We start from the raw sequence: 25,188 nt of genomic DNA, 5'->3' as shown, positions 1-25,188 counted from the left end.
GTGGGAGTAGGCTGGCCTGCTCCCACCGGTGACTGGCCTTTTCGCAGGCAACAAAAAACCCGCGCAAGGCGGGTTTTTTGCAGGATTTGGTCGGAGAGACAGGATTCGAACCTGCGGCCTTCTCGTCCCGAACGAGACGCGCTACCTGGCTGCGCTACACTCCGATGTCCGAAATGCTACTGCATCGATTTTTTCAACGCAACCCCTTGTTGCAAAAAGGAGTTGCGCCAAAAACGCAGGGCTGGATCACAGCTCCTTGACGGTACGGATCTGGTCTTTGTTGATGCGCGTGCGCTTGCCGTCGAGCTGTTCGAATTCGTAGAAGCCGGAGTCGTCGTCATACGACGGGGTGTCCACCGCCTGGATCTCGCGGCCGTCGTTCAGGGTGATGACGGTTGGCGAGGCGCAGCCGGCGAGGGCGCCCAGGCCCAGGGCAAGCAGGAAGGCGGGAAGGGTCCGTTGGATCATCGTGTTTCTCCAGTGCGATGGTGCTAGATGTCATTAAGACGCAGGGCGTCCACGCAAGTTCCTTGCACAGTGCAGCATAGCGCCATCGCACCGGCATTGACCAAGAACAACGTCGCGGTCTGGGCGCCGTGGCCTGTGATATAACAGCGCACATTCCCTGTTTCCCTGCGACGGACTCCCATGAAAGCCAAGGCAGATACCCCTTTTGTAGCGCTGAACATCGCCGTGCTGACGGTCAGCGATACCCGTACCTTCGACACTGATACCTCCGGCCAGCTGTTCGTCGATCGCCTGAGCGCCGCCGGCCACCGCCTGGCCGAGCGCGTGCTGCTCAAGGACGACCTGTACAAGATCCGCGCGCAGGTCGCGACCTGGATCGCCGATGACCAGGTGCAGGTGGTGCTGATTACCGGTGGCACCGGCTTTACCGGGCGCGACAGCACCCCGGAGGCCGTGGCGTGCCTGCTGGACAAGCAGGTCGAGGGTTTTGGCGAGCTGTTCCGGCAGATCTCGGTGGCCGATATCGGCACCTCCACCGTGCAGTCCCGCGCCCTGGCAGGCCTTGCCAACGGCACCCTGGTCTGCTGCCTGCCGGGCTCGACCAATGCCGTGCGCACCGGTTGGGACGGCATCCTCGCCGAGCAGCTGGATGCCCGTCACCGGCCGTGCAACTTCGTGCCGCACCTGAAGCAGGCAGCGGCCTGTGACAGCCGTGGTTGAGGTGGCCCGGCCGTTGATGCCGGTGGAAGAGGCCTTGGAGCGCCTGCTGGCGCTGGCCGAGAAGGCGCCCATCGCCGAGACCGAACACGTCGCGCTGGCCGAAGCCGAAGGGCGCGTCCTGGCCCATGAACTGGTGGCCGGCCTCGACCTGCCGCCGTGGCCCAACAGCGCCATGGACGGCTACGCCCTGCGCCTGGCCGACTGGCAGGGTGAACCGCTGCGGGTAACCCAGCGCATCTTCGCCGGCCATGCGCCACAACCCCTGGAGCCTGGCACCTGCGCACGGATCTTTACCGGCGCGCCGCTGCCCGAAGGCGCCGATTGCGTCGAGATGCAGGAAAACACCGAAGTGCTCGAGGATGGCCTGGTACGGTTCCTCGAACCCCTGGCACTGTCACAGAACGTTCGCCCCAAAGGCCAGGAAACCCGTGTCGGCGAACAGGTGATGAGCGCTGGCACGCGGTTGGGCCCGATCCAGCTCGGGCTGGCCGCGACCCTGGGTTTCGGCACCCTGCAAGTGCGGCGCCGGCCACGGGTGGCGGTACTGTCGACCGGTGACGAACTGGTCGAGCCGGGATTGCCGCTGGGGCCCGGGCAGATCTACAACAGCAACCGACGCCTGCTGGTCAGCTGGCTGCAACGCCTGGGCTGCGAGGTGGTGGATGCCGGGATCCTGCCCGACGACCTCGAGCGCACCCGCCAGTGCCTGGCCGGGCTGGGCGATGTCGACCTGATCCTGTCCACCGGTGGCGTGTCGGTGGGCGAGGCCGATTTTCTTGGCCTGGCCCTGCGCGAAGCGGGCGAGCTGGCGCTGTGGAAGCTGGCGATCAAGCCGGGCAAGCCGCTGACCTTCGGCCATTACCAAGGTGTGCCGGTGATCGGCCTGCCGGGCAACCCGGCCTCGACATTGGTCACTTTCGGCCTGCTGGCGCGGCCCTACCTGCTGCGCCGGTTGGGTGTACACAATGTCGCGCCACTGCGTTTCAGCGTGCCGGCGGGTTTCGATTGGCCCAAGGCCGGGACGCGGCGCGAATTCCTGCGCGCGCGCATCGAGGATGGCCGGGTGCGCATCTACAAGAACCAGAGCTCCGGTGTGCTGCGCAGCGCGGCCTGGGCCGATGGGGTGGTGGAGGTGCTTGAAGGCAGCACGCCACGGCAGGGCGACCCGGTGGCATTCATTCCGTTCAGCGAGCTACTTGGCTAGCACGCCGCCGGGGGCGCCTGCGCCTGCCGGTGCCAGTTGGGTCAGGCGCATGTGCACGTTCTCCAGTTGCTGGGCGGCAACGCTCCAGTCATGACGCTGGCGGGCGAACTGGCGCCCGGCCTCGCTGAGCTGGCACATGCGCCACGGCTGGTTGAGCAGTTGCGTGACCAACAGCGCCAGCTGGCCGCTGTCGTCGCTGCCCAGGTAGTGTTCGCCGTTGTTCATGGCCAGGCCCGAGGCGCCCTTGCTGGTGGTGATGACCGGTAGCCCGGCGGCCATGGCCTCGAGGATCTTCACCTTGGAGCCACCGGCATGGCGCAGCGGCGCGAAGAACAGCGCCGAGCGGCGCTGCAGCTCGCGCAGGTCGGGGCGGTAACCTACCCACTCGATGCGTGGGTCGTTCCAGTGCAGCTTCCAGCTGGCCGGCAACGCGTGCCCGGCAATGGCCAGGCGCACCGCCGGATTGCTCATCCATACCTGCGGCAGGATTTCCTCCAGCGCCCACTCGATGGCCTCCAGGTTGGCGCCGTACTCGAAGTTGCCGACAAAAAGCAGGCGTTGGCTGTGCGCGGTAGGGCGCACGTCCTGGTAGTGGTCGCAGTCCACGCCATTGACCACCACATTCACCGGGCGGCCGCTGATCTGACCGATCAGCTCGGCATCCTGGGCGCTGACCGCCACCACCTCGGTGGGCTGGCGCAGCACCCGTTGTTCCCAGCGCCGATAGCGCCAGCGGTCGAAGGCGTTCAGCGGGCGCAGCCACAAGGGCAGGCGGTCATGGCAGGCGGCGCCCATCACCGACTCCAGGTAATGCTCGCTGAGCATGTAGGGCAAGCCCCGGGCCTGCAGGGCCCGCTCGAACGGCTGGAAGCTGTAGCTGTGCTCGATCTGGATCACATCCCAGGGTTCGTCCAGCAGTTGCTCGAAGCGATGCCGCAGGCAAGGTGCCAGACCATTGATGATGGCCCGCATGGGATAGTCGATGATGGGTGAGGCGAGCAGGTTGAGCGGGCTGTTCAGTGCTCGCCTGGGCAGTACGATCAGGCGCTCCACCAGGGGCTCCAGGGCTTCGCGCGCGGTGTCGCTCAAGGGGACCTTCGACTGCACCAGCAAGGTGATCCGGTGGCCATGCTGCGCCAGGGCGCGCAGCAGGTGGTATTGCCGGGTCTTGCTGCCGCTGGTGGTGGGCCAGGGCAGGTAGGGCAGGGTCCAGAGTATGCGCATGAGCCCGAATCCTCGCAGTTGGCCGGGTGTCGGCCCTGGATGAAAAAACGCGCCCTCTGGCAGTCAGGCAGGTGCTGCTGCCGCCGGGGCGCGTCCATAGATATCAGTAAAGCGTACGATGTCGTCTTCGCCCAGGTATTCGCCGCTCTGCACCTCGATCATCACCAGGTCGATGACCCCGGGGTTGGTCAGGCGGTGGCTGCGCCCGGGCTTGATGAAGGTGGACTCGTTGGTGTCGAGCAGGAACTCTTCCTGGCCATTGGTCACGCAGGCCATGCCGCTGACCACGATCCAGTGCTCGCTGCGATGATGGTGCATCTGCAGCGACAGCGATTCGCCGGGGCGGACCATGATGCGCTTGATCTTGAACCGCGGCCCTTCCTCGAGCACCGTGTACAGGCCCCAGGGGCGGGTCACGGTGCGGTGCAGGCGGTAGGCGTCATGGCCCTCGCGCTTGAGCTGCTGGGCGATCACTTTGACGTCCTGGCTGCGCGCGGCATCGGCGATCAGCAGGGCGTCGGGGGTGTCGATGACGATCAGGTTGTCCAGGCCGACCGCGCCGACCAGGCGCCGAGGCGAGTCGATGTAGCAGTTGCGCACGTCTAGCAGCACGGTTTCGCCGTTGCAGTGGTTGCCCTGGCCGTCGGCCGGGCGCAGCTCACGTACCGCTTCCCAGCAGCCGATGTCGCTCCAGCCGATGTCGCATGGCACCACGGCCACCTGGGCGGAGGGTTCCATGAGGGCATAGTCGATGGAGATATCCGGCACCAGGGCGAAGCGTTCGGGGTCGAGTTCCACCTGCAGGCCGCCCGCGCCTTCCTTGACCTGGCTCTGTTCCAGGCAGTCGGCCACGCTGCGCAGGACCTCAGGGGCATGGGCCTGCAGCTCCTGTAGCACGGTGCCGACGCGCAGGCAGAACATGCCGGCGTTCCACAGGTGTCGGCCACCGTCGAGGTAGGCCTGGGCGGTGTCGGCGTCGGGCTTTTCGACGAAGCGGGCGACCTGGTAGCCGCCGTCAGCGATCGGCTGGCCCTGCTCGATATAGCCGAACCCCGTTTCGGCACGGGTCGGTTGCAGGCCGAAGGTGGTCAGCCAGCCTTGCCCGGCCAGCGCCATGGCCTGCCGGACGGCCGCCTCGAAAGCGCCCTGGTCCTGGATCAAGTGGTCGGCGGGAAGCACCAGCAGCAGGCTGTCCTCGCCGTGCAGGCGGGCGCAGTGCAGCGCCGCAGCGGCGATGGCGGGTGCGGTGTTGCGGCCCAGGGGTTCGAGAATGAAATCGAGGGCTACCCGTGCAGCGCCGACCTGGCGATATTCGTCCTGGGTGCGGAACACCACTTCGCGGTTGGTCACCGTGAGCACCCGCTCGACCCCGGGCAGGCTGCTGGCGCGGCTGAAGGTCTTCTGCAGCAGGCTCATGCCGTCGGGCAGGCGCATGAAGGGCTTGGGCATCGCTTCGCGCGAGACCGGCCACAATCGGGTGCCGGCGCCGCCAGCGATGATGCAAGGGATCAGAACGCTCATAGTCACAGCCTCGAATCGGTGCGCTGCGGGCAGCGCAATACAAGGGAATCACGACCTGTCAGGCGTCTGGCGGCGCAAAGTCAATAAAATGACTTTTTCGGGCGGCATCTTCCATGAAGGCCAAATATTTGTCGAATGATGCGCCTGTCGCGAGCGGCTTTCAATGGCAATTGCGGGAAACGGCGGTTTTTGGGCGGGGCATGCAGCAATCCGGGCGCGTTCATGGTCGAGATTGCAGTAGGGCATTTCTGTGCATTTTTCCGGGAGGGCGACATGAGCGAGCGCAAGGCATTGCTGATCCTGCATGGCAAGCAGGCCACCAACGAAGACGTGCGGGCCGCGGTAGGCCAGCTGCGTGAGCGTGGCTGGGAGTTGGACGTGCGCCTGACCTGGGAGGGCGGTGATGCCCAGCGCTTGGTCGGGGAAGCACTGGCGGCGGGCTACGCTCACGTGGTGGCCGGCGGCGGTGATGGAACGTTGCGCGACGTGGCCGAGGCCATGGGCCTGGCGGCTACCCAGGCCAGCCTGGCGCTGCTGCCGCTGGGAACGGCCAACGACTTTGCCAAGGCGGCCGGTGTGCCGCTCGAGCCGCAAGCGGCCCTCGACCTGCTGGACGTACCGGCACGGCCGATCGATCTGGGCCGGGTGGGTGACCAGCTGTTCCTGAACATGGCTACCGGCGGATTCGGCACCCAGGTCACCGCCAATACCTCTGAAGACCTGAAGAAAGTGCTGGGCGCCGCGGCCTACCTGTTCACCGGGCTGTCGCGCTTCAGTGAGCTGCAGGCGGCCTCGGTCGAGCTGCAGGGTCCGGGGTTCCAGTGGCAGGGCGAGTTGCTGGCGCTGGGCATCGGCAATGGTCGTCAGGCCGGCGGCGGGCACGTGCTATGCCCAGAGGCGAGCGTGGACGATGGCCTGCTGGACGTCGGCATCCTGCCGGCGCCCCAGGAGATGGCCGGGGCCTTGCGCGATCTGTTGGCCGGTGAGGGGCTGTTCGTGCGCGCCCGCTTGCCGTGGGTGGAGATCAAGAGCGCCCAGGGGTTGGACATGAATCTCGACGGCGAGCCCCTGCAAGCGGCCAGCCTGCGGTTCGAGGCCGTACCCAAGGCGCTGCGCGTGCACCTGCCGGCGGATTCGCCGTTGCTCAGTCGTCCAGGCTGATGATTTTCTCGCGCACGGCGAACAGCACCAGGCCCGCGACATCGTAGATCTGCAGGCGCTTCATGATCTGCGAGCGGTGGGTTTCCACGGTCTTGATCGACAGGCCCAGGCCGCCGGCGATCTCCCGGGTGGATTTGCCGCGCACGATCAGGCGCAGGATCTCCAGCTGGCGGGCGGTCAGGTTGTGATGGCCTTCGTTGTTCGCTTGGCGGCCGCTCTGGGCGCGCAACAACGCCTGGTTGATCACGGTGTGGGCGATGGCCGGGCTGAGGTAGCGTTCGTCGTTGCGCAGGGCGGTCAGTGCCTGCTCCAGTTCGGTGGCCGTGGTGTCCTTGAGCAGGTAGCCATGGGCGCCGCTCTCCAGGGCGCGCATGATCAGCTCCGGGTCGGTGTGCATCGACAGGATCAGCACCTTGCAGGTGCAGCCGCTTGCGCGCAGCTGCGTGAGGGCATCCAGGCCGCTGGTCGAGCGCATGGAAATATCCAGCAGGACGATGTCCGGCGCGAGACGCCGGACCTGCTCCAGCAGCTGGCTGCCATCGTCGGCTTCGCCAATCACGGTATAGCCGGGAATATCCGTTACCAGTGCCCTGACGCCAGCGCGAATCAGGGAATGGTCGTCCACCAGCAATAATCTACAGGTCATCGGGAGCGGGAGTCCTGGCACGTTCTTGGTTGCGGGGTGGCCATGGGAAGAGGGCGTCGATGCGGGTGCCCTGGCCGGGCTGGCTGGTGATGCTCAGGCTGCCCTGCAGCGCCGTCACCCGTTCCTGCATGCCAGCCATGCCACGCAGGCCGCTTTCTGCTGGCGTTTGCGCCGGCACGAAGCCGCCGCCGTCATCCTGGATCGACAGCGCCAGGCCGGCCGAGGTGCGCTGAAGGCGGACCACCAGGTTGCGTGCGTGTGCGTGGCGGAGCATGTTGGTGACCGCCTCCTGGGTGATGCGAAAGGCTGCCATGGTCACCTCTTCGCTGATGCCGCCCAGGCGTTGGTTGCATTCAAGACTCCAGTGCACCTCGGTGTTTTCCAAGGTTCGCAGCAAATGCGCGCGCAGGCTCGCCTCCAGGCCCAGGCTGGCCAGTTGTCGAGGGTTGAGAATGGTGGAAACGTCGCGCACGTTGCCCAGTGTATGGTCCAGGGTGCTGCGCAAGGTAGCGCAGTGCTCCTGCAGGTCCGCCGGCACTCGGCGTTGCAGCCAGTCGACCTGCAGCTTGGCGGCGGTCAGCAGTTGGCCGATATCGTCATGCAGTTCACGGCTCAGGCGCTGACGCTCGCTCTCTTGCACCTTGAGCATGCGCGTGGCCAGTTCCGCCGGGCGCAGGTTGATCGAGCGCGCCCAGTGGCGCAGGTGCCAGCCGACGCCGATCATCGCCAGCAACTGGAGTAACAGCAGGCTGGCCGACAATGGCAGGGTGCGCAGGTACACCACCAGGTTTGCCACCAGCGATGCAATGCACAGCAGCGTGGTCGTCCAGCGGAGCAGGGCAACTCTGGAGCGGCAACGCTGGAGGAACTTCAAGCGTGGGAGCATAGATAGGGAAGCCACTGAGTTATTGCAGTTGAGGGCATCGCACATGCCTGGCCAGAGGTGCTGGTGCCGTGCATTCAATCAAGCACCGGGCACGTATCCAATCACCCGATAATCTGGGTGCGCATGTTCGAATGTGCGCATGTTATCACTTTGATTGAATTTGGTCGCGGGGGGATAACTGCTTGAAACCTCGGATTTTCCGGGCTGTGGCGGGTCTGGCGGGCGAGGCGATGGCTAGCAGAGTGCCATTATTAAAAGATGTTTCCAGTACACCTCGATCAACTAAAAAATCAGCGGGCAAAAACATTTGGAAAAATTTGCCAAACTTTGCAAGTTAAACCTTGAGTGGGTTTAGTTGCCGCGCAATTAGTCAGGTTAATGTTGGCGGTCGGCTGCGCCGAGGCTTTGCTCCGCAAGTGCATCCTGGGCGTGAGGATGGGCGCAGAACGTGTCGGCTTCCTGGCAATCGGCGCACAGTTGCGCTGTCGGTTGGCCCAGGGTGGTGGCAAGCTCGGCCAGCAGTCGTCGTTGCTCCTCGGTGTCCATGTCCAGGCGGCCGGTCTGCGGGTCGAGCAGCTCCAGTTGCCAGTCCAGCAGGGTCAGGCAGGCCGCAAGCGCGGGCAGGCTGGTGCCGTGCAGGTGCTGCTGGGCGCACGCGGGTGCGAGCAGTCGTTGCAGGGCCAGGGCATGGTGGGCCACTTCGAGCAGGTCGAGCGCGACCGCTCGCCGGGCGAGGGTGTCGAGCGCGGCATTGAGGCTATGGCAGGCATCCGGATCGTTGGTGATCAGCTCCAGGTGCTGCAGACATTCCTGGGACCTGGCCAGCAGGACCTGCGCATCCTGCAAAAAGGCCGCCACGGCGGCGTTGTGCAGTGGAGTGCTATCCATCATGGCGCCCCGTCTTCAGGGATTGGCCGTACCAAGATGATTGCTCGCAAAAGCCTGACTCCGTTCATGCAGTGAGAATGGCGTCACATTAATGGCTAATGGATATTGCGAACATCAGGTTGCACCCGATTGCTACTAGGGGTTTCCCTGATGCGGTTTCAGGCGGGTCGTTCGTTGCGAGCGACGGACGTGGCGGGATGTGGCAGCAGTAAAGCATGATGGTAAAGTGATATCAATCACCCCGCATGGCTTTTTCCATCAGGGGTCAAGCTGTGCCCGTGTCCGCCGATACAGGGGGATGCATTCACTTTTTCCCGACTCACGCCTGGGGGCTTCCAATGGCTGGCATTCTCGACACGGTAGACCAACGCACGCAACTGGTGGGTGAGAACCGCCTGGAAATCCTCATGTTCCGGCTGGCCGGCCGGCAGTTGTTCGCCATCAACGTGTTCAAGGTCCAGGAGGTGCTGCAGCTGCCCAAGCTGACCCTCATGCCGCAACGCCATTCCTTCGTCTGTGGCGTGGTCAACCTGCGCGGCCAGACGCTGCCGGTCATCGACTTGTCCCAGGCGATCGGCATGCGTCCGCTGCAGCCGGGGCCGAACAGCACCATCATCGTCACCGAGTACAACCGCTCGGTGCAGGCGTTCCTGGTGGGTGGCGTGGATCGTATCGTCAACATGAACTGGGAAGCCATCATGCCGCCGCCGGCCAGCGCTGGCCGCCAACACTACCTCACGGCGATCACCAAGGTCGACGAGCAGTTGGTGGAGGTCATCGATGTGGAGAAAGTGCTGGCCGAGATCGTCCCCTACAACGCCAAGGTCTCCCGCGACAAGCTCGAAGACCCGGTGCTGGCCCGCGCCCGTGGCCGCGAGGTGCTGCTGGTGGACGACTCCACCGTGGCCCTGGCGCAATTGCGCGATACCCTCTCGCAGCTGGGAGTGAAGCTGCACGTGGCCAGCGACGGCCTCAAGGCCCTGCGCCTGCTCAAGGGCTGGGCGGACGCAGGGGAGAACGTCTGCGAGAAGTTGCTGATGGTCTTCACCGATGCCGAGATGCCCGAGATGGATGGTTACCGGCTGACCACTGAAATCCGCAACGACCCGCGCCTGCGCGGCCTCTACGTGGTACTGCACACCTCGCTGTCGGGCAGTTTCAACGAATCCATGGTCAAGAAGGTCGGTTGCGACAACTTCCTTTCCAAGTTCCAGCCCGATCGCCTGGTCGATGTGGTGCGTCAACGCCTGAGCCTGGACAACGCCACGGTGTAACGGCGGTACCGGTCCGGTATAAGCTTGGTGTTTCGACTGGCGCAAGGTGGCAGGGATGTTTCTGAGTGCGTTGTATCGGTACCCGGTGAAATCGGCCCAGGCCCAGTGCCTGCAGGCGTCGGCTGTCGGCCATCTGGGCCTGGACGGTGACCGGCGCTGGCTGGTGGTGGAGCAGGAGAACGGCCGCTTCCTGACCCAGCGCGCCTGGCCCCGGCTGGGGCAGGTCAGTGCCATGTACGGCGAGCAGGGTCAGTTGCTGCTCGAGGCGCCGGGCCAGACCTCGCTAACGGTGCCGGTGCCCCCGGCTGACGACGATCTGCGCGGTGTCACCATCTGGCGGGACACTCTTCGGGTACCCGATGCCGGCGATGAGGCTGCGGCATGGCTCAGTACACTGCTGGGCAAGGCGGTACGCTTGGTGCATTGCCCCGAGCAGAGGGCCCGTTACCTGCCCAGCGGTTATGGCTTGAACAGCGATCGAGCGGCCTTTCCCGATGGTTTCCCCTTGTTGTTGATCGGCCAGGCTTCGCTGGATGAGCTGAGCAGCCGTGTGGGGCGCCCCATGGAGATGTTGCGCTTTCGCCCGAACCTGGTGGTCGAAGGCGCCGAGGCCTTTGCCGAAGACCGCTGGAAGCGCATCCGTATCGGCGACATGACCTTCCGCGTGCTCAAGCCGAGCGTGCGCTGCATCCTCACCACTCTCGATCCCGCCACAGGCGAGCGCAGCCCGGACCGTGAGCCGTTGACCACGCTCAAGACGTTCCGCGAGAAGGAAGGGGATGTGCTGTTTGGCCAGAACCTGGCGGTGGATGGCGAGGGAGAGCTAAAGGTAGGGATGGCCGTTGAGGTCCTCGAATAGCGCCATCGCGGGGCAAGTCGCATCGGCGCATCGCCGCTCCCACGTTAGCGTGGGAGCGGGCTGATGGCATTCCGATCACATATCGTCGAAATACCGCTCATGCCAATCCACCAGCGGTTGCGGTGAATTGAGCTTCTGCCCGTAGATGACCGAATACGACAGCACGTTCTGCACGTACTGGCGCGTCTCATCGAACGGAATCGATTCGACCCACACATCGAAACTCAGGTGCTTGGCGCCCTTGAGCCACTGGCGTACACGCCCGGGGCCGGCGTTGTAGGCGGCCGAGGCCAGTACGCGGTTGCCGTTGAACTGACTGTGCACCTGGCTCAGGTAGGCAGCACCGAGCTGGATGTTCTTGTCCGGGTTGAATACCTGGGCCGGCGAAGCCAGCGGGATGCTGAACTTGCGCGCGGTTTCCTTGGCGGTGCCCGGCATCAGCTGCATCAGGCCGCTGGCGCCGACGCTGGAGCGGGCGTCTTCCATGAAGGCGCTCTCCTGGCGGGTGATGGCGAACACCCAGCTCGAATGCAGGCCGCGAACCTTGGCTTCGCGCACCAGAGTGTCGCGGTGGGCCATGGGGAAGCGGATGTCCAGGTCGTCCCAGTACTGGGCCTGGCTGATGGTGCGGATGGCCGGGAAGTACCAGCGCATGTCGTAGGCCAGGCGGGCCTGGGCGACCATTTCGTCACGGTTGAAGTGGCGGCTGACGTGGTACCACTCGCGGCGCCCTTCGACGATCTGGCCACGGGCGTGGAACTCCAGTGCGCGACGGATGCCGGGGGTGTTGCGGACCTTGTTGGTCACCGCCTGGCTCAGCGCCAGCGGCTTGTTGTTCAGCTGATAGGGCGTCTGCGCCCGGTCAGCGGCGAGGAAGCCATAGAAATCACGCTCGCGGGCGACGGTCTTGTACAGCAGCGGGACCTGTGGGTTGTTCGGCTGGGCCAGCTCCAGGCTGCGCGCCTGCCAGTACTTCCAGCGGTTGCTGCTGGCCAGGTCCTGGGGCAGGCGCTTGGTCAGTTCGTAGGCTTCCTCCCAACGGGCCAGGCGCAACAGCAGGCGCAGGCGCCATTCGCTGACGGTGTTGTCGCGCAGTTCCGGGTCGTAGCGGGTCATCAGGTCGAGGGCGCGCGGGTCGTAGCGGCGGGCCAGGGTCAGGCCGATCTCGCGGGCGATGGCGACCTTCTCGTCGCGGGAGAAGTGCATGCGCTGGGCATAATCGTCGAGCAACGCCATGGCCTGCTCCGGATTTTGCCGGGCCAGGCGACGAAGGCCCAGGCTGACCACGTCGGACATGGCCTCGTTGACCGGTGTGAAGCGCGAAGGCTGGTTGAGCAGCTCGGGCTTCTGCGCCACGTCGATCAGCAGCTTGCCCTGGGGGGCGAGGGTGGTGAGGGTTTTCACCAGGTTGTTGGCCAGGCCATAGTTGCGCGCCTGTGCCGCCAGCTTGGCGCGCTGCCAGCGCTTGGCCTCGGTCAGCTGGCCTTCGGCGGCCCACATGGCGAACAGGGTGTCGCAGGCAGTGGGCTGGGATTTGCCGACGTTCCACAATTTTTCGGCGCTGGCGAAGCCTTCGGCGCGCTGGCCGTGGGAGAGCTGGTACTGGCCGTTGAGGCAGTCCAGTTCGGTGAAGTTCAGCTTGGGGTCGTAATAGCGGGTGAAGGTGTTCCATTCACCGCGCTCGGCCAGCCAGCGCAACCAGCGCAGTTTCATCCAGTTGGCCTGGGGCAGGTCGCCATGGGCCTTGAGGAAGCCCTCGATCTCTTCGTTGCTGGCGCTCTTGAGGCGGGCGGTCAGCTCGTCGTAGGTGAGGTAGGGCGTGAGCGGGTAATCGCGCAGCGCCTGCGCGTAGCGCAGGTAGGGGCCCTTGTCGCCCTTGGCCAGGGCGCGCTTGGCCTCGTCGTAGTATTGACGTTGCTGGGTGATGTCGGCGGCCTGTGCGACGCTCGCGGCGAGGGTGGTCAGCAACAGACAGGAAGCAATTTGTAACAGGCGGCTGCGCATGATACGTCCGGGCAGTGGAACCATGGAAAGTGACGGCGGAGCCAGCACTGTTGGGTATTACTGCTTAGCTTAGCCGTTTGCCGGTGGCCGGCGAAAGCACTGTGCTTGTATCGAGTTGTTATCCGACGCCCTGCAGCGGCGATGGGCTTTTGATGCCCTGAAGGGGTAAGTCAGGTAGAATGCGCGCCCGGTTTTTGGAGATGATCATGACCCTGCTCAAATTCAGCGATGTGTCCCTCGCGTTCGGCGCCATGCCGCTGTTGGACAAAGTGTCCTGGCAGATCGCCCGTGGCGAGCGGGTGTGCATCATCGGCCGCAACGGCACGGGCAAGTCGAGCATGCTGCGCCTGGTCAAGGGCGAGCAGAAGGGCGATGACGGTGATATCTGGCGCGCCCCCGGCCTGAAGATTGGCGAGCTGCCGCAAGAGCTGCCGGTGGCCGACGAGCGTAGCGTATTCGATGTGGTAGCCGCTGGCCTTGACGGCGTCGGCGAGCTGCTGGCGCAGTTCCATCACCTGAGCCAGAACATCCACGGCGACGAGGATCTGGAAAAGCTCATGCACGTCCAGCACGAGCTCGAAGCCCGTGACGGCTGGCGCCTGCAGCAGGTGGTCGAAAGTACCCTGAGCCGCCTGCAGTTGCCGGCCGACAAGACCCTGGCCGAGCTGTCCGGCGGCTGGCGCCGGCGCGTGCTGCTGGCCCAGGCGCTGGTGTCCGAGCCCGACCTGCTGCTGCTGGACGAACCGACCAACCACCTGGACATCGGCGCCATCGCCTGGCTGGAAGAAGCGCTCAAAGGCTTCGGCGGCGCGGTGCTGTTCATCACCCACGACCGTTCCTTCCTGCAGAACCTGGCCACGCGCATCCTCGAGCTGGACCGTGGCGGGCTGATCGACTGGAACGGCGACTACGCCAGCTTCCTGGTGCACAAGGAGGCCGAGCTGGCCGCCGAGGCCACTGCCAACGCACTGTTCGACAAGCGCCTGGCCCAGGAAGAAGTGTGGATCCGCCAGGGCATCAAGGCCCGACGTACCCGCAACGAAGGCCGTGTGCGCGCGCTCAAGGCGCTGCGCGTGGAACGCGGTGAGCGCCGCGAACGCCAGGGCAAGGCCAATATCCAGATCGAGGTGGCGGACAAGTCCGGCAAGCAGGTGATGGTGCTGGAGGATGTCAGCTTCGCCCACCAGAATGGACCGAATCTGGTCAAGGACTTCTCCATGGTGCTGCAGCGCCAGGACCGTATCGGCCTGCTGGGTGCCAACGGCACCGGCAAGACGACCCTGCTCAAGCTGATGCTGGGCGACCTGGAGCCCACCAGTGGCAAGGTCGAGCGTGGCACCAAGCTGGAAGTGGCTTACTTCGACCAGATGCGCCATCAGCTGGACCTGGAAAAGACCGTCATCGACAACCTGGCCGAAGGCCGCGATTTCATCGAGATCGATGGCCAGAACCGCCATGTGCTCAGCTACCTCGGCGACTTCCTGTTCAGCCCGCAGCGTGCGCGCACGCCGGTCAAGGCGCTGTCCGGGGGCGAGCGCGCGCGCCTGCTGCTGGCCAAGCTGTTCAGCAAGCCGGCCAACCTGCTGGTGCTGGACGAACCGACCAACGACCTCGACGTCGAGACCCTCGAGCTGCTCGAAGAGGTGCTGTCCAACTACAAAGGTACGGTGCTGATGGTCAGCCACGACCGGGCCTTCCTCGACAACGTGGTGACCAGCACCCTGGTGTTCGAAGGTGAGGGGCGCGTGCGCGAGTACGTCGGCGGCTACGAGGACTGGATCCGCCAGGGCGGTTCGCCGAAGCTGCTCGGCGTGACCGAAAGCAAGGGCGGCAAGTCCGAGCTCAACAGCGCCGTGGTGCAGGCGCCGGTGGAGGAGGTGGCGCCTGTTGCCGCCGCTGCGCCTGCGGCCGATGCCAGCAAGAAGAAGCTCAGCTACAAGCTGCAGCGTGAGCTGGAGATGCTGCCGGGGCAGATCGATGCGCTGGAGCAGCGGATGGCCGAGGCGCAGGAAGAAGTGAGTGCGGCGGGCTTCTATCAGCGGCCGATTGCCGAGACTGCGGCGGTGCTGGCCAAGATCGAGAAGCTGCAGGGCGAGCTGGACGTGCTGGTGGAGCGCTGGGCCGAGCTGGAAGGCTGAAGCCATCGCGGGGCAAGCCCGCCCCCACGCAGCCCTGTTTGACGGGCTTTGTGGGAGGGGGCTTGCCCCGCAATGAAAGTATTACTCGGACTTCTTCTGCAACCGCACCGCCAATACATCGCACGGCGCGCCGTGCAGCACGTCGTTGGCGGTGGAGCCCAGCAGCAGGGCCAGGCCGTGGCGGCCATGGCTGCCGACCACGATCAGGTCGCACTTCTGATCCTTGGCCAACTGGTGGATTTCCTGGCGCGGCTGGCCGTAGACCAGGTGCGAGTCGCCGCGATTGATATCCGGGTACTTGTTGTACAGGCGCTCCATGCGTTCCTTGGCCTGGTCGAACTGCTGCTGCTGCAACTGCGACAGGTCCATCGGCACGTCGCCGCCGAAGGCCATGGCCATGGGCTCGACGATATGCACCAGGGAGACCTTGGCGCCGCTGGCCAGGGCGATGGCCTTGGCCCGCTTGATCACCGGGTCGCATTCTTCGGTCAGGTCGACAGCGACCAGAAGATGTTCATAGGACATGTGCAGTACTCCTGACAATCGCGATAGTAGAAGTATGGTCGCTTTCGCGCGGATCTTCCGTGAAACCTGACTAACCCGCTCATTTGCAACGCTTTATAAGGTCTACAGATATGACGGTATGGCTGGTGGTGTCAATCCTTGCGCTGATTCTCAGCCCGTTGGCCTGGTTGCGCCCCTCGCGCAAACAGAGCGAGCAGATGAGCCTGCGCCTGGAGGGGCGGCGCATGGGGCTGGCCATGCAACTGGCGCCGCAGCAGTGGCCGCACTGGCTGGTAAACGAGCCGCCAAGCCCCTGTCCGCAGTACCATCGGGCGCGGCGCAAAGGGCGCGCGGACAGCTGGTGCTACTGGCAGATCACCCCGGGCGTGTGGTGGAACCAGTGGCGCGAGCCCTGCGAGGATCAGCGCCTGGCCGAGGCCTTTGCCCGCCTGCCGGCAACGGTCTACAAGGTCGAGGCCGACAGTCGCATGATTGCTCTGTACTGGAGCGAGCGGGGCGACAAATCTGTTTTGCAGGATATTGCCCAGACCCTCGAAACCCTCGCCTGAGCCCGTGTGACGCAAAACGGCGCACAGGAGCAAACATGCTCCTGTGCGCCGTTTTGCGTTTGTGCGTGCAAGCACAGGGCCAGGCAGGCCGGAAATACTTTCAATCAGTCGCAGTGTAGCCATCCTGGCCGGATGCGTTTAGAAAAAAGCACGTGTGCCGTCGGGGGTGGCCTATCGCTGACATGAATGGAGGGCGATCACTGTCATCATGTTTCGTACCCGGAGGGTAGAAGATGACTGGAAAGTCGCGTTTTCACGGCCTTCGCGAGTATTTGACAACGCGGTTCTTTTCGGGGAATGTGTGCACACCCAAGTCAAACGGGCGTATGAATTGAGCGTTTGTATGTCAGACGGCTCTTACAGAATCCCGATTAGCGCGTCGACGGGTGTGCCTGGGGCGAGGGACCGGTAGACCGGCTCTCGCTGCCAGCGATCGACGTGTACTGTTCAGCTTCCATATCGTGGAGATCAGTTGATGATTTACGAAGGTAAAGCCATCACGGTTAAGGCTCTTGAAAGCGGCATCGTCGAACTGAAGTTCGACCTCAAGGGTGAGTCCGTCAACAAGTTCAACCGTCTCACTCTGAACGAGCTGCGTCAGGCCGTGGACGTGATCAAGGCCGATGCCTCGGTCAAGGGCGTGATCGTCAGCAGTGGCAAGGACGTGTTCATCGTCGGCGCCGACATCACCGAGTTCGTCGACAACTTCAAGCTGCCCGAGGCCGAACTGGTCGCCGGCAACCTGGAAGCCAACCGCATTTTCAGTGACTTCGAAGACCTGCAGGTGCCGACCGTGGTCGCCATCAACGGCATCGCCCTGGGTGGCGGCCTGGAGATGTGCCTGGCCGCCGACTACCGGGTCATGGCCAGCAGCGCCAAGATCGGCCTGCCGGAAGTCAAGCTGGGCATCTACCCAGGCTTTGGCGGCACCGTGCGCCTGCCGCGCCTGATCGGCTCGGACAACGCCATCGAGTGGATCGCCTCCGGCAAGGAAAACCGTGCCGAGGACGCCCTGAAAGTCGGCGCCGTCGATGCCGTGGTGGCCCCTGAGCTGCTGCAGGCCGGTGCCCTGGACCTGGTCAAGCGCGCCATCAGCGGCGAGCTGGACTACAAGGCCAAGCGCCAGCCCAAGCTGGAAAAGCTCAAGCTCAACGCCATCGAGCAGATGATGGCCTTCGAGACCGCCAAGGGCTTCGTTGCCGGCCAGGCCGGCCCGAACTACCCGGCGCCGGTCGAGGCCATCAAGACCATCCAGAAAGCCGCCAACTTCGGCCGTGACAAGGCACTGGAAGTCGAGGCCGCAGGCTTCGCCAAGCTGGCCAAGACCTCGGTCGCCGAGAGCCTGATCGGCCTGTTCCTGAACGACCAGGAGCTCAAGCGCAAGGCCAAGGCCCACGACGAGATCGCTCACGACGTGAAACAGGCCGCCGTGCTCGGCGCCGGTATCATGGGTGGCGGCATCGCCTACCAGTCGGCGGTCAAAGGCACCCCGATCCTGATGAAGGATATCCGCGAGGAAGCCATCCAGCTCGGCCTGAACGAGGCCTCCAAGCTGCTCGGCAAGCGCGTCGAGAAGGGGCGCCTGACCCCGGCCAAGATGGCCGAGGCCCTCAACGCCATTCGCCCGACCCTGTCCTACGGTGACTTCGGCAACGTCGACATCATCGTCGAGGCCGTGGTCGAGAACCCGAAGGTCAAGCAAGCCGTGCTGGCTGAAGTGGAAGGCCAGGTGAAAGAGGATGCGATCCTCGCCTCCAACACCTCGACCATCTCCATCAACCTGCTGGCCAAGGCGCTCAAGCGTCCGGAAAACTTCGTCGGCATGCACTTCTTCAACCCGGTGCACATGATGCCGCTGGTGGAAGTCATCCGTGGCGAGAAGTCCAGCGACGTGGCCGTGGCCACCACCGTGGCCTACGCCAAGAAGATGGGCAAGAACCCGATCGTGGTCAACGACTGCCCAGGCTTCCTGGTCAACCGCGTGCTGTTCCCGTACTTCGGTGGCTTCGCCAAACTGGTCAGCGCTGGCGTCGACTTCGTGCGCATCGACAAGGTGATGGAGAAGTTCGGCTGGCCGATGGGCCCGGCCTACCTGATGGACGTGGTCGGCATCGACACCGGCCACCATGGCCGCGACGTGATGGCTGAAGGCTTCCCGGACCGCATGAAGGACGATCGTCGCTCCGCCGTCGACGCCCTGTACGAAGCCAACCGCCTGGGCCAGAAGAACGGCAAGGGCTTCTACGCCTACGAGACCGACAAGCGCGGCAAGCCGAAGAAGGTCGCCGATGCCAGCGTGCTCGACGTGCTCAAGCCGGTCATCTTCGAGCAGCGTGAAGTCACCGACGAAGACATCATCAACTGGATGATGGTGCCGCTGTGCCTGGAAACCGTGCGCTGCCTGGAAGACGGCATCGTCGCCACCGCCGCCGAAGCCGACATGGGCCTGGTCTACGGCATCGGTTTCCCTCCGTTCCGCGGTGGCGCGCTGCGCTACATCGATTCGATCGGGGTCGCCGAGTTCGTTGCACTGGCCGACAAGTACGCCGACCTGGGGCCGCTGTACCACCCCACTGCGAAGCTGCGCGAAATGGCCAAGAACGGCCAGCGCTTCTTCAACTGAGCGCCCACGAGCTAGAGCGAGAATATTGATATGAGCCTGAATCCAAGAGACGTGGTGATTGTCGACTTCGGTCGCACGCCGATGGGCCGCTCCAAGGGTGGCATGCACCGCAACACCCGTGCCGAAGACATGTCCGCGCACCTGATCAGCAAGCTGCTGGAGCGCAACGACAAGGTCGACCCGAAGGAAGTCGAGGACGTGATCTGGGGCTGCGTCAACCAGACCCTGGAGCAGGGCTGGAACATCGCCCGCATGGCGTCGCTGATGACCCAGATCCCGCACACCTCCGCCGCGCAAACCGTCAGCCGCCTGTGCGGCTCGTCGATGAGCGCGCTGCACACCGCCGCCCAGGCGATCATGACCGGCAACGGCGACGTGTTCGTCATCGGTGGTGTCGAGCACATGGGCCACGTCAGCATGATGCATGGCGTCGACCCCAACCCGCACCTGTCCTTGCACGCTGCCAAGGCTTCCGGGATGATGGGCCTGACCGCCGAGATGCTGGGCAAGATGCACGGCATCACCCGTGAGCAACAAGATCTGTTCGGTGTGCGTTCGCACCAGCTCGCCCACAAGGCGACGGTCGAAGGCAAGTTCAAGGACGAGATCATCCCGATGCAGGGTTACGACGAGAACGGCTTCCTGAAGGTCTTCGACTACGACGAGACCATTCGCCCGGAAACCACCCTCGAAGGCCTGGCGTCGCTCAAACCGGCGTTCAACCCGAAAGGTGGCACCGTCACCGCGGGCACCTCGTCGCAGATCACCGACGGTGCTTCGTGCATGATCGTCATGTCCGGCCAGCGCGCCATGGACCTGGGGATCCAGCCACTGGCGGTCATCCGTTCGATGGCGGTCGCCGGTGTGGATCCGGCGATCATGGGCTACGGCCCGGTCCCGTCGACGCAGAAAGCTCTCAAGCGCGCTGGTCTGACCATCGCCGACATCGACTTCTTCGAGCTCAACGAAGCTTTCGCCGCACAGGCCCTGCCGGTGCTGAAAGATCTGAAAGTGCTCGACAAGATGAATGAGAAGGTTAACCTGCACGGCGGCGCTATCGCCCTGGGTCACCCGTTCGGTTGCTCGGGGGCGCGGATTTCCGGCACCCTGCTCAACGTCATGAAGCAGAATGGCGGTACCCTGGGCGTCGCCACCATGTGTGTCGGCCTGGGCCAAGGCATCACCACTGTCTTCGAACGCGTCTGATCGCGGCGCAGGACAGCAGCCGGGGCCATGTGCCCCGGCTTTTGTTTTTTACAGGATTTGTTCAAGAGGGCGAGCGACATGCAGATACAACCTGGTGTGTACCGGCATTACAAAGGCCCTGAGTACCGTGTTTTCAGCACTGCGCGACACTCCGAGAGCGAGGAGTGGATGGTGTTCTACCAGTGCCTGTATGGTGACTACAGCTTCTGGGTCAGGCCACTTTCGATGTTCCAGGAGTCCGTCGAGGTTGACGGCGAGCAGGTGCCACGCTTTGCTTTGGTCAAGGCCGAAGAGGGCCTTGGTGAGCAGCTGGGCAAGGCGCACGAGTGATAGACCGCGCTTGACCTCACTCTTTTGCCACTATATATAGCGGTGCCGCGTCCGGCACCTGACGCGTTTTTCATCTTCAGATTCAGGAATACTCCGATCCATGGGCAAATCGCTGGTCATTGTGGAATCCCCGGCCAAGGCCAAGACCATCAACAAGTACCTGGGCAGCCAGTACGTGGTGAAGTCGAGTATCGGCCACATCCGTGACCTTCCCACCAGCGGTTCCGCCAGTGCGAGCAAGGAACCGGCGGCCAAGCGCGGCAAGGCCGCGGCCGAGGCTCCGGCCTTGTCGCCGAAGGAGAAGGCGCGCCGCACCCTGGTTGCACGCATGGGCGTCGACCCCGAGGCGGGCTGGAAGGCCAAGTACGAGATCCTTCCCGGCAAGGAGAAGGTCATCGAGGAACTGCGCCGCCTGGCCAAGGATGCCGACACCATCTATCTCGCAACCGACTTGGATCGCGAGGGGGAAGCCATCGCCTGGCACCTGCGCGAGGCCATTGGCGGCGATGACAGCCGCTACAAGCGCGTGGTGTTCAACGAGATCACCAAAAAAGCCATCCAGGAAGCCTTCTCCCAGCCGGGCGAGCTCGATATCGATCGGGTCAATGCCCAGCAGGCGCGGCGTTTCCTCGACCGCGTGGTCGGCTACATGGTCTCGCCGCTGCTGTGGGCGAAGATCGCCCGCGGCCTGTCCGCCGGCCGCGTACAGTCGGTGGCGGTGAAGCTGGTGGTCGAGCGCGAGCGCGAGATCCGTGCCTTCAACCCGGAAGAATACTGGGAAGTCCACGCCGACCTGGGCACTGCCAAGACCGCCAAGGTGCGCTTCGAAGTGGCCCGCGAGAAGGGCGAGGCGTTCAAGCCGCTCAACGAAGCCCAGGCCATGGCCGCGCTGGAGAAGCTCAAGGCCTCCAGCTACAGCGTGAGCAAGCGCGAGGACCGGCCGACCAGCAGCAAGCCTTCGGCACCGTTCATTACCTCCACCCTGCAGCAGGCCGCAAGCAACCGCCTGGGCTTCGGGGTGAAGAAGACCATGATGATGGCCCAGCGTCTGTACGAAGCCGGCTACATCACCTACATGCGTACCGACTCGACCAACCTGTCGACCGACGCCGTCGAGATGGCCCGCAGCTACATCGAGAAGGAGTTCGGCAAGCAGTACCTGCCTGCCGCGCCCATCGTCTATGGCAGCAAGGAAGGGGCCCAGGAGGCGCACGAAGCGATCCGCCCGTCCGACGTCAGCACCCATCCGACCAAGCTCAGTGGCATGGAGCGTGACGCCGAGCGCCTGTACGAGCTGATCTGGCGCCAGTTCCTGGCTTGCCAGATGCCGCCGGCGCAGTACCTGTCCACCAGCGTCACCGTGGTGGCGGGCGAGTTCGAGCTGCGCGCCAAGGGCCGTATCCTCAAGTTCGATGGTTACACCCGTGTCCTGCCGCAGCAGAGCAAGCCGGGCGAAGACGACGTGCTGCCGGAAATGGCCCAGGGTGAGGCGCTCAAGCTGATCCAGCTCGATCCCAGCCAGCACTTCACCAAGCCGCCGGCGCGCTTCACCGAAGCCAGCCTGGTCAAGGAAATGGAAAAGCGCGGTATCGGCCGCCCATCCACCTACGCGGCGATCATTTCCACCATCCAGGATCGCGGCTACGTCACGCTGCACAACCGCCGCTTCTATTCCGAGAAGATGGGCGACATCGTCACCGAGCGCCTGTCCGAGAGCTTCGCCAACCTGATGGACTACGGCTTCACCGCCGGCATGGAGGAGAACCTCGACGACGTGGCCCAGGGCGAGCGTGACTGGAAGAACGTCCTCGACGAGTTTTATGGCGACTTCAACAAGAAGTTGCAGACCGCCGAGTCCAGCGAGCACGGCATGCGCGCCAACCAGCCGACCCTGACCAACATTCCGTGCAAGGAATGTGGCCGGCCGATGATGATCCGTACCGCGTCCACCGGCGTGTTCCTCGGCTGCTCGGGTTACAGCCTGCCGCCGAAGGAGCGTTGCAAGGCGACGGTCAACCTGGTGCCGGGCGACGAAATCGCCGCCGACGACGAGGGCGAGTCCGAGTCGCTGGTGCTGCGCGGCAAGCACCGCTGCCCGATCTGTTCGACGGCGATGGATGCCTACCTGCTCGACGAGAAGCGCAAGCTGCACATCTGCGGTAACAACCCGGATTGCGCTGGCTACGAAATCGAGGAAGGCAACTACCGCATCAAGGGCTACGAAGGCCCGAGCCTGGAATGCGACAAGTGCGGCAGCGAAATGCAGCTCAAGACCGGCCGTTTCGGCAAGTTCTTCGGCTGCACCAACCCAAGCTGCAAGAACACCCGCAAGCTGCTCAAGAGCGGCGAGGCGGCACCACCGAAGATGGACAAGGTGGAAATGCCAGAGCTCAAGTGCGAGAAGGTCGACGATACCTACGTGCTGCGTGACGGTGCTTCGGGCTTGTTCCTGGCTGCCAGCCAGTTCCCGAAAAACCGCGAAACCCGTGCGCCGCTGGTGCTGGAGATCGTCCCGCACAAGCACGAGATCGATCCGAAGTATCACTTCCTCTGCGAAGCGCCACAGAAGGACCCGGAAGGGCGCCCGACGGTGATCCGCTACAGCCGCAAGACCAAGGAGCAGTACGTGCAGTCCGAGGTTGACGGCAAGCCTACCGGCTGGAAGGCGTTCTACGACGGCAAGGCGTGGAAGGTCGAAGACAAGCGCTGATCTGAAGGCGTGACTGGGGCGCGAAGCGGCCCCAGTCATTTGATGACAAGCAAAGCGCAATCCCTGAAACTGCAGGCAATCGCCTTGCAGCCTTCAGGAGTCAGTCGAAATGGCCCAGGAACTCTACACCCGCACCAACCAGAAACTGTTCTTCGCCGGCCTCGCGCTGGAGTCCATGGCCAAGGCCGCGGACAGCCAGGCGCTGAATGCCCAGGGGCTGCTCCAGGCCGAGCGCGAGTCGGCGCTGTTCCACCTGTATGGCGCGCTGCTTGGGCTGTGCCACGAGATCGCCGGCTTCTACCGCCTGCCCCAGGCCTCGGCGGCACGGGCGGAATTGCTGTTCAGCGACGAGGTGCTGCAGAGCGTGGCGATCCCGGAAATGGCCGAGCTGCTGGAGCTGGCCCGCCAGCCGGAAACCTGGCTGGCGCGTCTGCTGGCGGCTTATGCCGATTTGTTCCGACCACCGGTCGCGAAGAAAACCGTGAAGGGTGACGTTACCCAGCCGCTGATCCAGGCCGTCAATCTGGACGAGCCTGAGCCGGCCGAGCTTTCCCGGGAGGAGCTGGAGGCCTGGCGGCAGAACCTGAAAAGCCTGGTGAGACGATTCCGCGATGCGCTGAGTGAGTGCTGAGCGCTTCCATGGCTGATACACTAATAGCCTTTCGTGAAAAGCAGGCCCTTTATGTCAACGTCCTTTCTAGAAATTGTCGAGTTGCCTGATGGCCGGATCGAGCTGCGCCGCGCCGAAGATGAAGGCTCCCTGGTAACCTTGGATTTCTCCGAGGATGCCAAGGCATTCCTGCAAGGACAGCATGTGGAAGTGGCCAAGGCCATGCTCAGCGTTGGCGTGCAAATGGCCGGCCGCCTGGTTGAAGGCGACTTCGAGCGAGAAGAGGGGCCGCGCGTCCTTCACTGAGCCACGGTAGCGGCCCAGGGTTTCAAGCGTTTGACAGGCAAAGCCTGAACATCAGCCGAGGCGGATGTTCAGGCTTTGTGCGTTTCCGCTGGCCGCTGCGCGCTGCAGCTGTTGGCGGGCGTTGCTGTTGATGGTGCCCAGCCAGCTGACCACGGTATGGCTGTGCCCCAGGCGTAGCGCCTCGCAGGCCAGTTGCAGGGCCGTCTGCCTGCCGCCGGGTTGCAGCAACAGGATGCGTTCGCGGTTCAGGCCGGCATCACGCAACCAGGCCTGGGTGAGGCTGCCGGGTGGGGCGATGAGCGTCAGCCAACGGCTGTCGTCTTCTTCGCTGAGTTCGCGCAGGATCGGCGCCAGCAGGCTCTGGCAGTGCCCTGGCGCGCCGCGCAGGGCCAGCTCGCTGAACAGCTCTGGCTGGCTGCTCTTGCGCGGCGCCTCGCTGGGCTTGAGGCCTGGCAGCACTGGCTGGGCAAGGAAGGCCTCGAACAGCGGCAACTGGGCTTGCTGGGGTGCATGGGTGAACGGCTGCATGACGCCTCCTGGTTCAGCGGCGCAGGACGCCGACGCTCAAGCCCTCGATCACCAGCTCCTGTTCCTTCAGGTCGACTTCGATGGGGGCGAATTCGGGGTTCTCGGCGATCAGCCAGACCTTGCTGCCTTCGCGCTTGAAGCGCTTGACGGTCACTTCGTCGCCGATACGGGCTACCACCACCTGGCCGTTGCGGGCTTCGCGGGTGGTGTGCACGGCGAGCAGGTCGCCGTCGAAGATGCCGATGTCCTTCATGCTCATGCCGTGCACCCGCAGCAGGTAATCGGCGCGCGGATGGAAGAAGGCCGGGTTGATGCTGCAGGAATCCTCGATGTGCTGCTCGGCGAGGATCGGTGCACCGGCGGCGACGCGGCCGATGATGGGCAGGCCGCTGTCCTCCTGCTTGGGCTCGAGGCCGGGGATGCGAATGCCGCGGGAAGCGCCAGGGGTCATCTCGATGGCGCCCTTGCGGGCCAGGGCTTTCAGGTGCTCCTCGGCGGCGTTGGGCGACTTGAAGCCCAGCTCCTGCGCGATTTCGGCGCGGGTCGGCGGGAAGCCGTTGTCTTCGAGGCAGCGTTTGATGAAAGCCAGAATCTCGGCTTGGCGTGGCGTCAGTTTCAGCATGGGCGAGGGCTCTGTCTTTATATACAGTGACTGGAATTATATACAGTGGCTGGCAAGCTGCAAGCACCCTTGCCGCACAACCGCTGCAAAGCGTGCGCATTCAATGCCTTGTGGCTGTGTTTAAATGAGCGACCACCCAGTCACTGAGCCTTGACATAATCAGGCTTGAAACTTATGTTTCAAACAA

Annotated in this window: 23 protein-coding genes and 1 tRNA gene; 13 read left to right on the top strand and 11 right to left on the bottom strand. The window is 64.2% G+C overall.

Annotation, left to right across the window (positions count from 1 at the left end; genetic code table 11):
- Positions 1 to 87: 87 nt before the first annotated feature.
- Together AAHK21_RS04920 and AAHK21_RS04915 are read right to left on the bottom strand one after the other, a co-directional pair.
- Positions 88 to 164 (bottom strand) — tRNA-Pro (locus AAHK21_RS04920).
- 82 nt (positions 165 to 246) lie between these two features.
- Positions 247 to 468 carry a YgdI/YgdR family lipoprotein gene (locus AAHK21_RS04915; RefSeq protein WP_023632528.1) on the bottom strand — a complete coding sequence of 74 codons (222 nt, stop codon included), beginning with the start codon at positions 466 to 468 and terminating at the stop codon, positions 247 to 249.
- A gap of 180 nt (positions 469 to 648) precedes the next feature.
- On the opposite strand from AAHK21_RS04915, the gene moaB reads away from it, so the two are divergent.
- Positions 649 to 1,188 (top strand): molybdenum cofactor biosynthesis protein B, encoded by a 540-nt coding sequence (gene moaB / locus AAHK21_RS04910; RefSeq protein WP_046856412.1) that lies wholly within the window; start codon positions 649 to 651, stop codon positions 1,186 to 1,188.
- Positions 1,172 to 2,392 carry a gephyrin-like molybdotransferase Glp gene (gene glp / locus AAHK21_RS04905; protein ID WP_367856604.1) on the top strand — a complete coding sequence of 407 codons (1,221 nt, stop codon included), beginning with the start codon at positions 1,172 to 1,174 and terminating at the stop codon, positions 2,390 to 2,392. Before moaB ends, glp begins: the two co-directional genes overlap by 17 nt.
- Here glp and AAHK21_RS04900 read toward each other — a convergent pair.
- Together AAHK21_RS04900 and AAHK21_RS04895 are read right to left on the bottom strand one after the other, a co-directional pair.
- A complete protein-coding gene (locus AAHK21_RS04900; protein WP_046856410.1) occupies positions 2,381 to 3,616 on the bottom strand; it encodes a glycosyltransferase family 4 protein in 1,236 nt (411 codons plus the stop codon). The genes glp and AAHK21_RS04900 overlap by 12 nt on opposite strands.
- Before the next feature lie 63 nt (positions 3,617 to 3,679).
- A complete protein-coding gene (locus AAHK21_RS04895; protein ID WP_367856603.1) occupies positions 3,680 to 5,137 on the bottom strand; it encodes a mannose-1-phosphate guanylyltransferase/mannose-6-phosphate isomerase in 1,458 nt (485 codons plus the stop codon).
- 273 nt (positions 5,138 to 5,410) lie between these two features.
- Between AAHK21_RS04895 and yegS the strand changes: the two genes are divergently transcribed.
- A complete protein-coding gene (gene yegS, locus AAHK21_RS04890; RefSeq protein ID WP_367856602.1) occupies positions 5,411 to 6,298 on the top strand; it encodes a lipid kinase YegS in 888 nt (295 codons plus the stop codon).
- Here yegS and AAHK21_RS04885 read toward each other — a convergent pair.
- The 3 genes from AAHK21_RS04885 to AAHK21_RS04875 form a co-directional block, all read right to left on the bottom strand.
- Positions 6,282 to 6,944 carry a response regulator transcription factor gene (locus AAHK21_RS04885; RefSeq protein WP_046856407.1) on the bottom strand — a complete coding sequence of 221 codons (663 nt, stop codon included), beginning with the start codon at positions 6,942 to 6,944 and terminating at the stop codon, positions 6,282 to 6,284. The two genes, yegS and AAHK21_RS04885, sit on opposite strands and share 17 nt — an antisense overlap.
- On the bottom strand, positions 6,934 to 7,830 hold the full coding sequence (locus tag AAHK21_RS04880) for a sensor histidine kinase (RefSeq protein ID WP_367856601.1): 897 nt from the start codon (positions 7,828 to 7,830) through the stop codon (positions 6,934 to 6,936). The genes AAHK21_RS04885 and AAHK21_RS04880 overlap by 11 nt, the downstream gene beginning before the upstream one ends.
- A gap of 375 nt (positions 7,831 to 8,205) precedes the next feature.
- Entirely contained in the window at positions 8,206 to 8,718 is a 513-nt protein-coding gene (locus AAHK21_RS04875) for a histidine kinase (RefSeq protein WP_367858956.1), read from the bottom strand.
- A gap of 338 nt (positions 8,719 to 9,056) precedes the next feature.
- Between AAHK21_RS04875 and AAHK21_RS04870 the strand changes: the two genes are divergently transcribed.
- Positions 9,057 to 9,992, top strand: a complete 936-nt coding sequence (locus tag AAHK21_RS04870; RefSeq protein ID WP_367856600.1) for a chemotaxis protein CheV — start codon at positions 9,057 to 9,059, stop codon at positions 9,990 to 9,992.
- A 55-nt stretch (positions 9,993 to 10,047) separates the two neighbouring features.
- On the top strand, positions 10,048 to 10,851 hold the full coding sequence (locus AAHK21_RS04865) for an MOSC domain-containing protein (protein ID WP_367856599.1): 804 nt from the start codon (positions 10,048 to 10,050) through the stop codon (positions 10,849 to 10,851).
- Positions 10,852 to 10,926: 75 nt separating this feature from the next.
- On the opposite strand, the gene AAHK21_RS04860 is transcribed toward AAHK21_RS04865, so the two are convergent.
- Complete coding sequence (locus tag AAHK21_RS04860; RefSeq protein ID WP_046856403.1) at positions 10,927 to 12,855, bottom strand: transglycosylase SLT domain-containing protein; 1,929 nt, start codon at positions 12,853 to 12,855, stop codon at positions 10,927 to 10,929.
- Positions 12,856 to 13,061: 206 nt separating this feature from the next.
- Here AAHK21_RS04860 and AAHK21_RS04855 point away from each other — a divergent pair, with 206 nt between their 5' ends.
- A complete protein-coding gene (locus AAHK21_RS04855) occupies positions 13,062 to 14,993 on the top strand; it encodes an ATP-binding cassette domain-containing protein (RefSeq protein WP_367856598.1) in 1,932 nt (643 codons plus the stop codon).
- Between the two features lie 81 nt (positions 14,994 to 15,074).
- Here the strand turns inward: AAHK21_RS04855 and AAHK21_RS04850 are convergent, their stop codons facing one another.
- Positions 15,075 to 15,518 carry a universal stress protein gene (locus AAHK21_RS04850; RefSeq protein WP_367856597.1) on the bottom strand — a complete coding sequence of 148 codons (444 nt, stop codon included), beginning with the start codon at positions 15,516 to 15,518 and terminating at the stop codon, positions 15,075 to 15,077.
- A 110-nt stretch (positions 15,519 to 15,628) separates the two neighbouring features.
- Between AAHK21_RS04850 and AAHK21_RS04845 the strand changes: the two genes are divergently transcribed.
- From AAHK21_RS04845 to AAHK21_RS04815, 7 genes are all read left to right on the top strand, one after another.
- The gene (locus tag AAHK21_RS04845) at positions 15,629 to 16,066 is read left to right on the top strand and encodes a hypothetical protein (protein ID WP_046856400.1); all 438 of its coding nucleotides are present in this window, start codon (positions 15,629 to 15,631) and stop codon (positions 16,064 to 16,066) included.
- A gap of 475 nt (positions 16,067 to 16,541) precedes the next feature.
- Complete coding sequence (gene fadB / locus AAHK21_RS04840) at positions 16,542 to 18,689, top strand: fatty acid oxidation complex subunit alpha FadB (protein ID WP_046856399.1); 2,148 nt, start codon at positions 16,542 to 16,544, stop codon at positions 18,687 to 18,689.
- Positions 18,690 to 18,719: 30 nt separating this feature from the next.
- Entirely contained in the window at positions 18,720 to 19,895 is a 1,176-nt protein-coding gene (gene fadA, locus AAHK21_RS04835; RefSeq protein ID WP_023629457.1) for an acetyl-CoA C-acyltransferase FadA, read from the top strand.
- A gap of 78 nt (positions 19,896 to 19,973) precedes the next feature.
- Positions 19,974 to 20,225, top strand: a complete 252-nt coding sequence (locus tag AAHK21_RS04830) for a DUF1653 domain-containing protein (RefSeq protein WP_367856596.1) — start codon at positions 19,974 to 19,976, stop codon at positions 20,223 to 20,225.
- A gap of 100 nt (positions 20,226 to 20,325) precedes the next feature.
- Entirely contained in the window at positions 20,326 to 22,935 is a 2,610-nt protein-coding gene (topA, locus tag AAHK21_RS04825; RefSeq protein WP_367856595.1) for a type I DNA topoisomerase, read from the top strand.
- A gap of 109 nt (positions 22,936 to 23,044) precedes the next feature.
- Positions 23,045 to 23,566 (top strand): DUF6586 family protein, encoded by a 522-nt coding sequence (locus AAHK21_RS04820; RefSeq protein ID WP_023630869.1) that lies wholly within the window; start codon positions 23,045 to 23,047, stop codon positions 23,564 to 23,566.
- Positions 23,567 to 23,617: 51 nt separating this feature from the next.
- Positions 23,618 to 23,851: a hypothetical protein gene (locus tag AAHK21_RS04815; RefSeq protein ID WP_023630868.1), complete on the top strand. Its 234-nt coding sequence runs from the start codon at positions 23,618 to 23,620 to the stop codon at positions 23,849 to 23,851.
- A 51-nt stretch (positions 23,852 to 23,902) separates the two neighbouring features.
- Here AAHK21_RS04815 and sulA read toward each other — a convergent pair whose 3' ends face one another.
- Entirely contained in the window at positions 23,903 to 24,379 is a 477-nt protein-coding gene (gene sulA / locus AAHK21_RS04810; protein ID WP_038705746.1) for an SOS-induced cell division inhibitor SulA, read from the bottom strand.
- A gap of 13 nt (positions 24,380 to 24,392) precedes the next feature.
- Positions 24,393 to 25,001, bottom strand: a complete 609-nt coding sequence (lexA, locus tag AAHK21_RS04805) for a transcriptional repressor LexA (RefSeq protein ID WP_023632613.1) — start codon at positions 24,999 to 25,001, stop codon at positions 24,393 to 24,395.
- Positions 25,002 to 25,188 lie beyond the last annotated feature (187 nt).

The organism is Pseudomonas sp. TE50-2 (assembly GCF_040813665.1).
GTDB lineage: Bacteria > Pseudomonadota > Gammaproteobacteria > Pseudomonadales > Pseudomonadaceae > Aquipseudomonas > Aquipseudomonas soli.
This window is presented reverse-complemented; position numbering and strand designations above follow the sequence as displayed.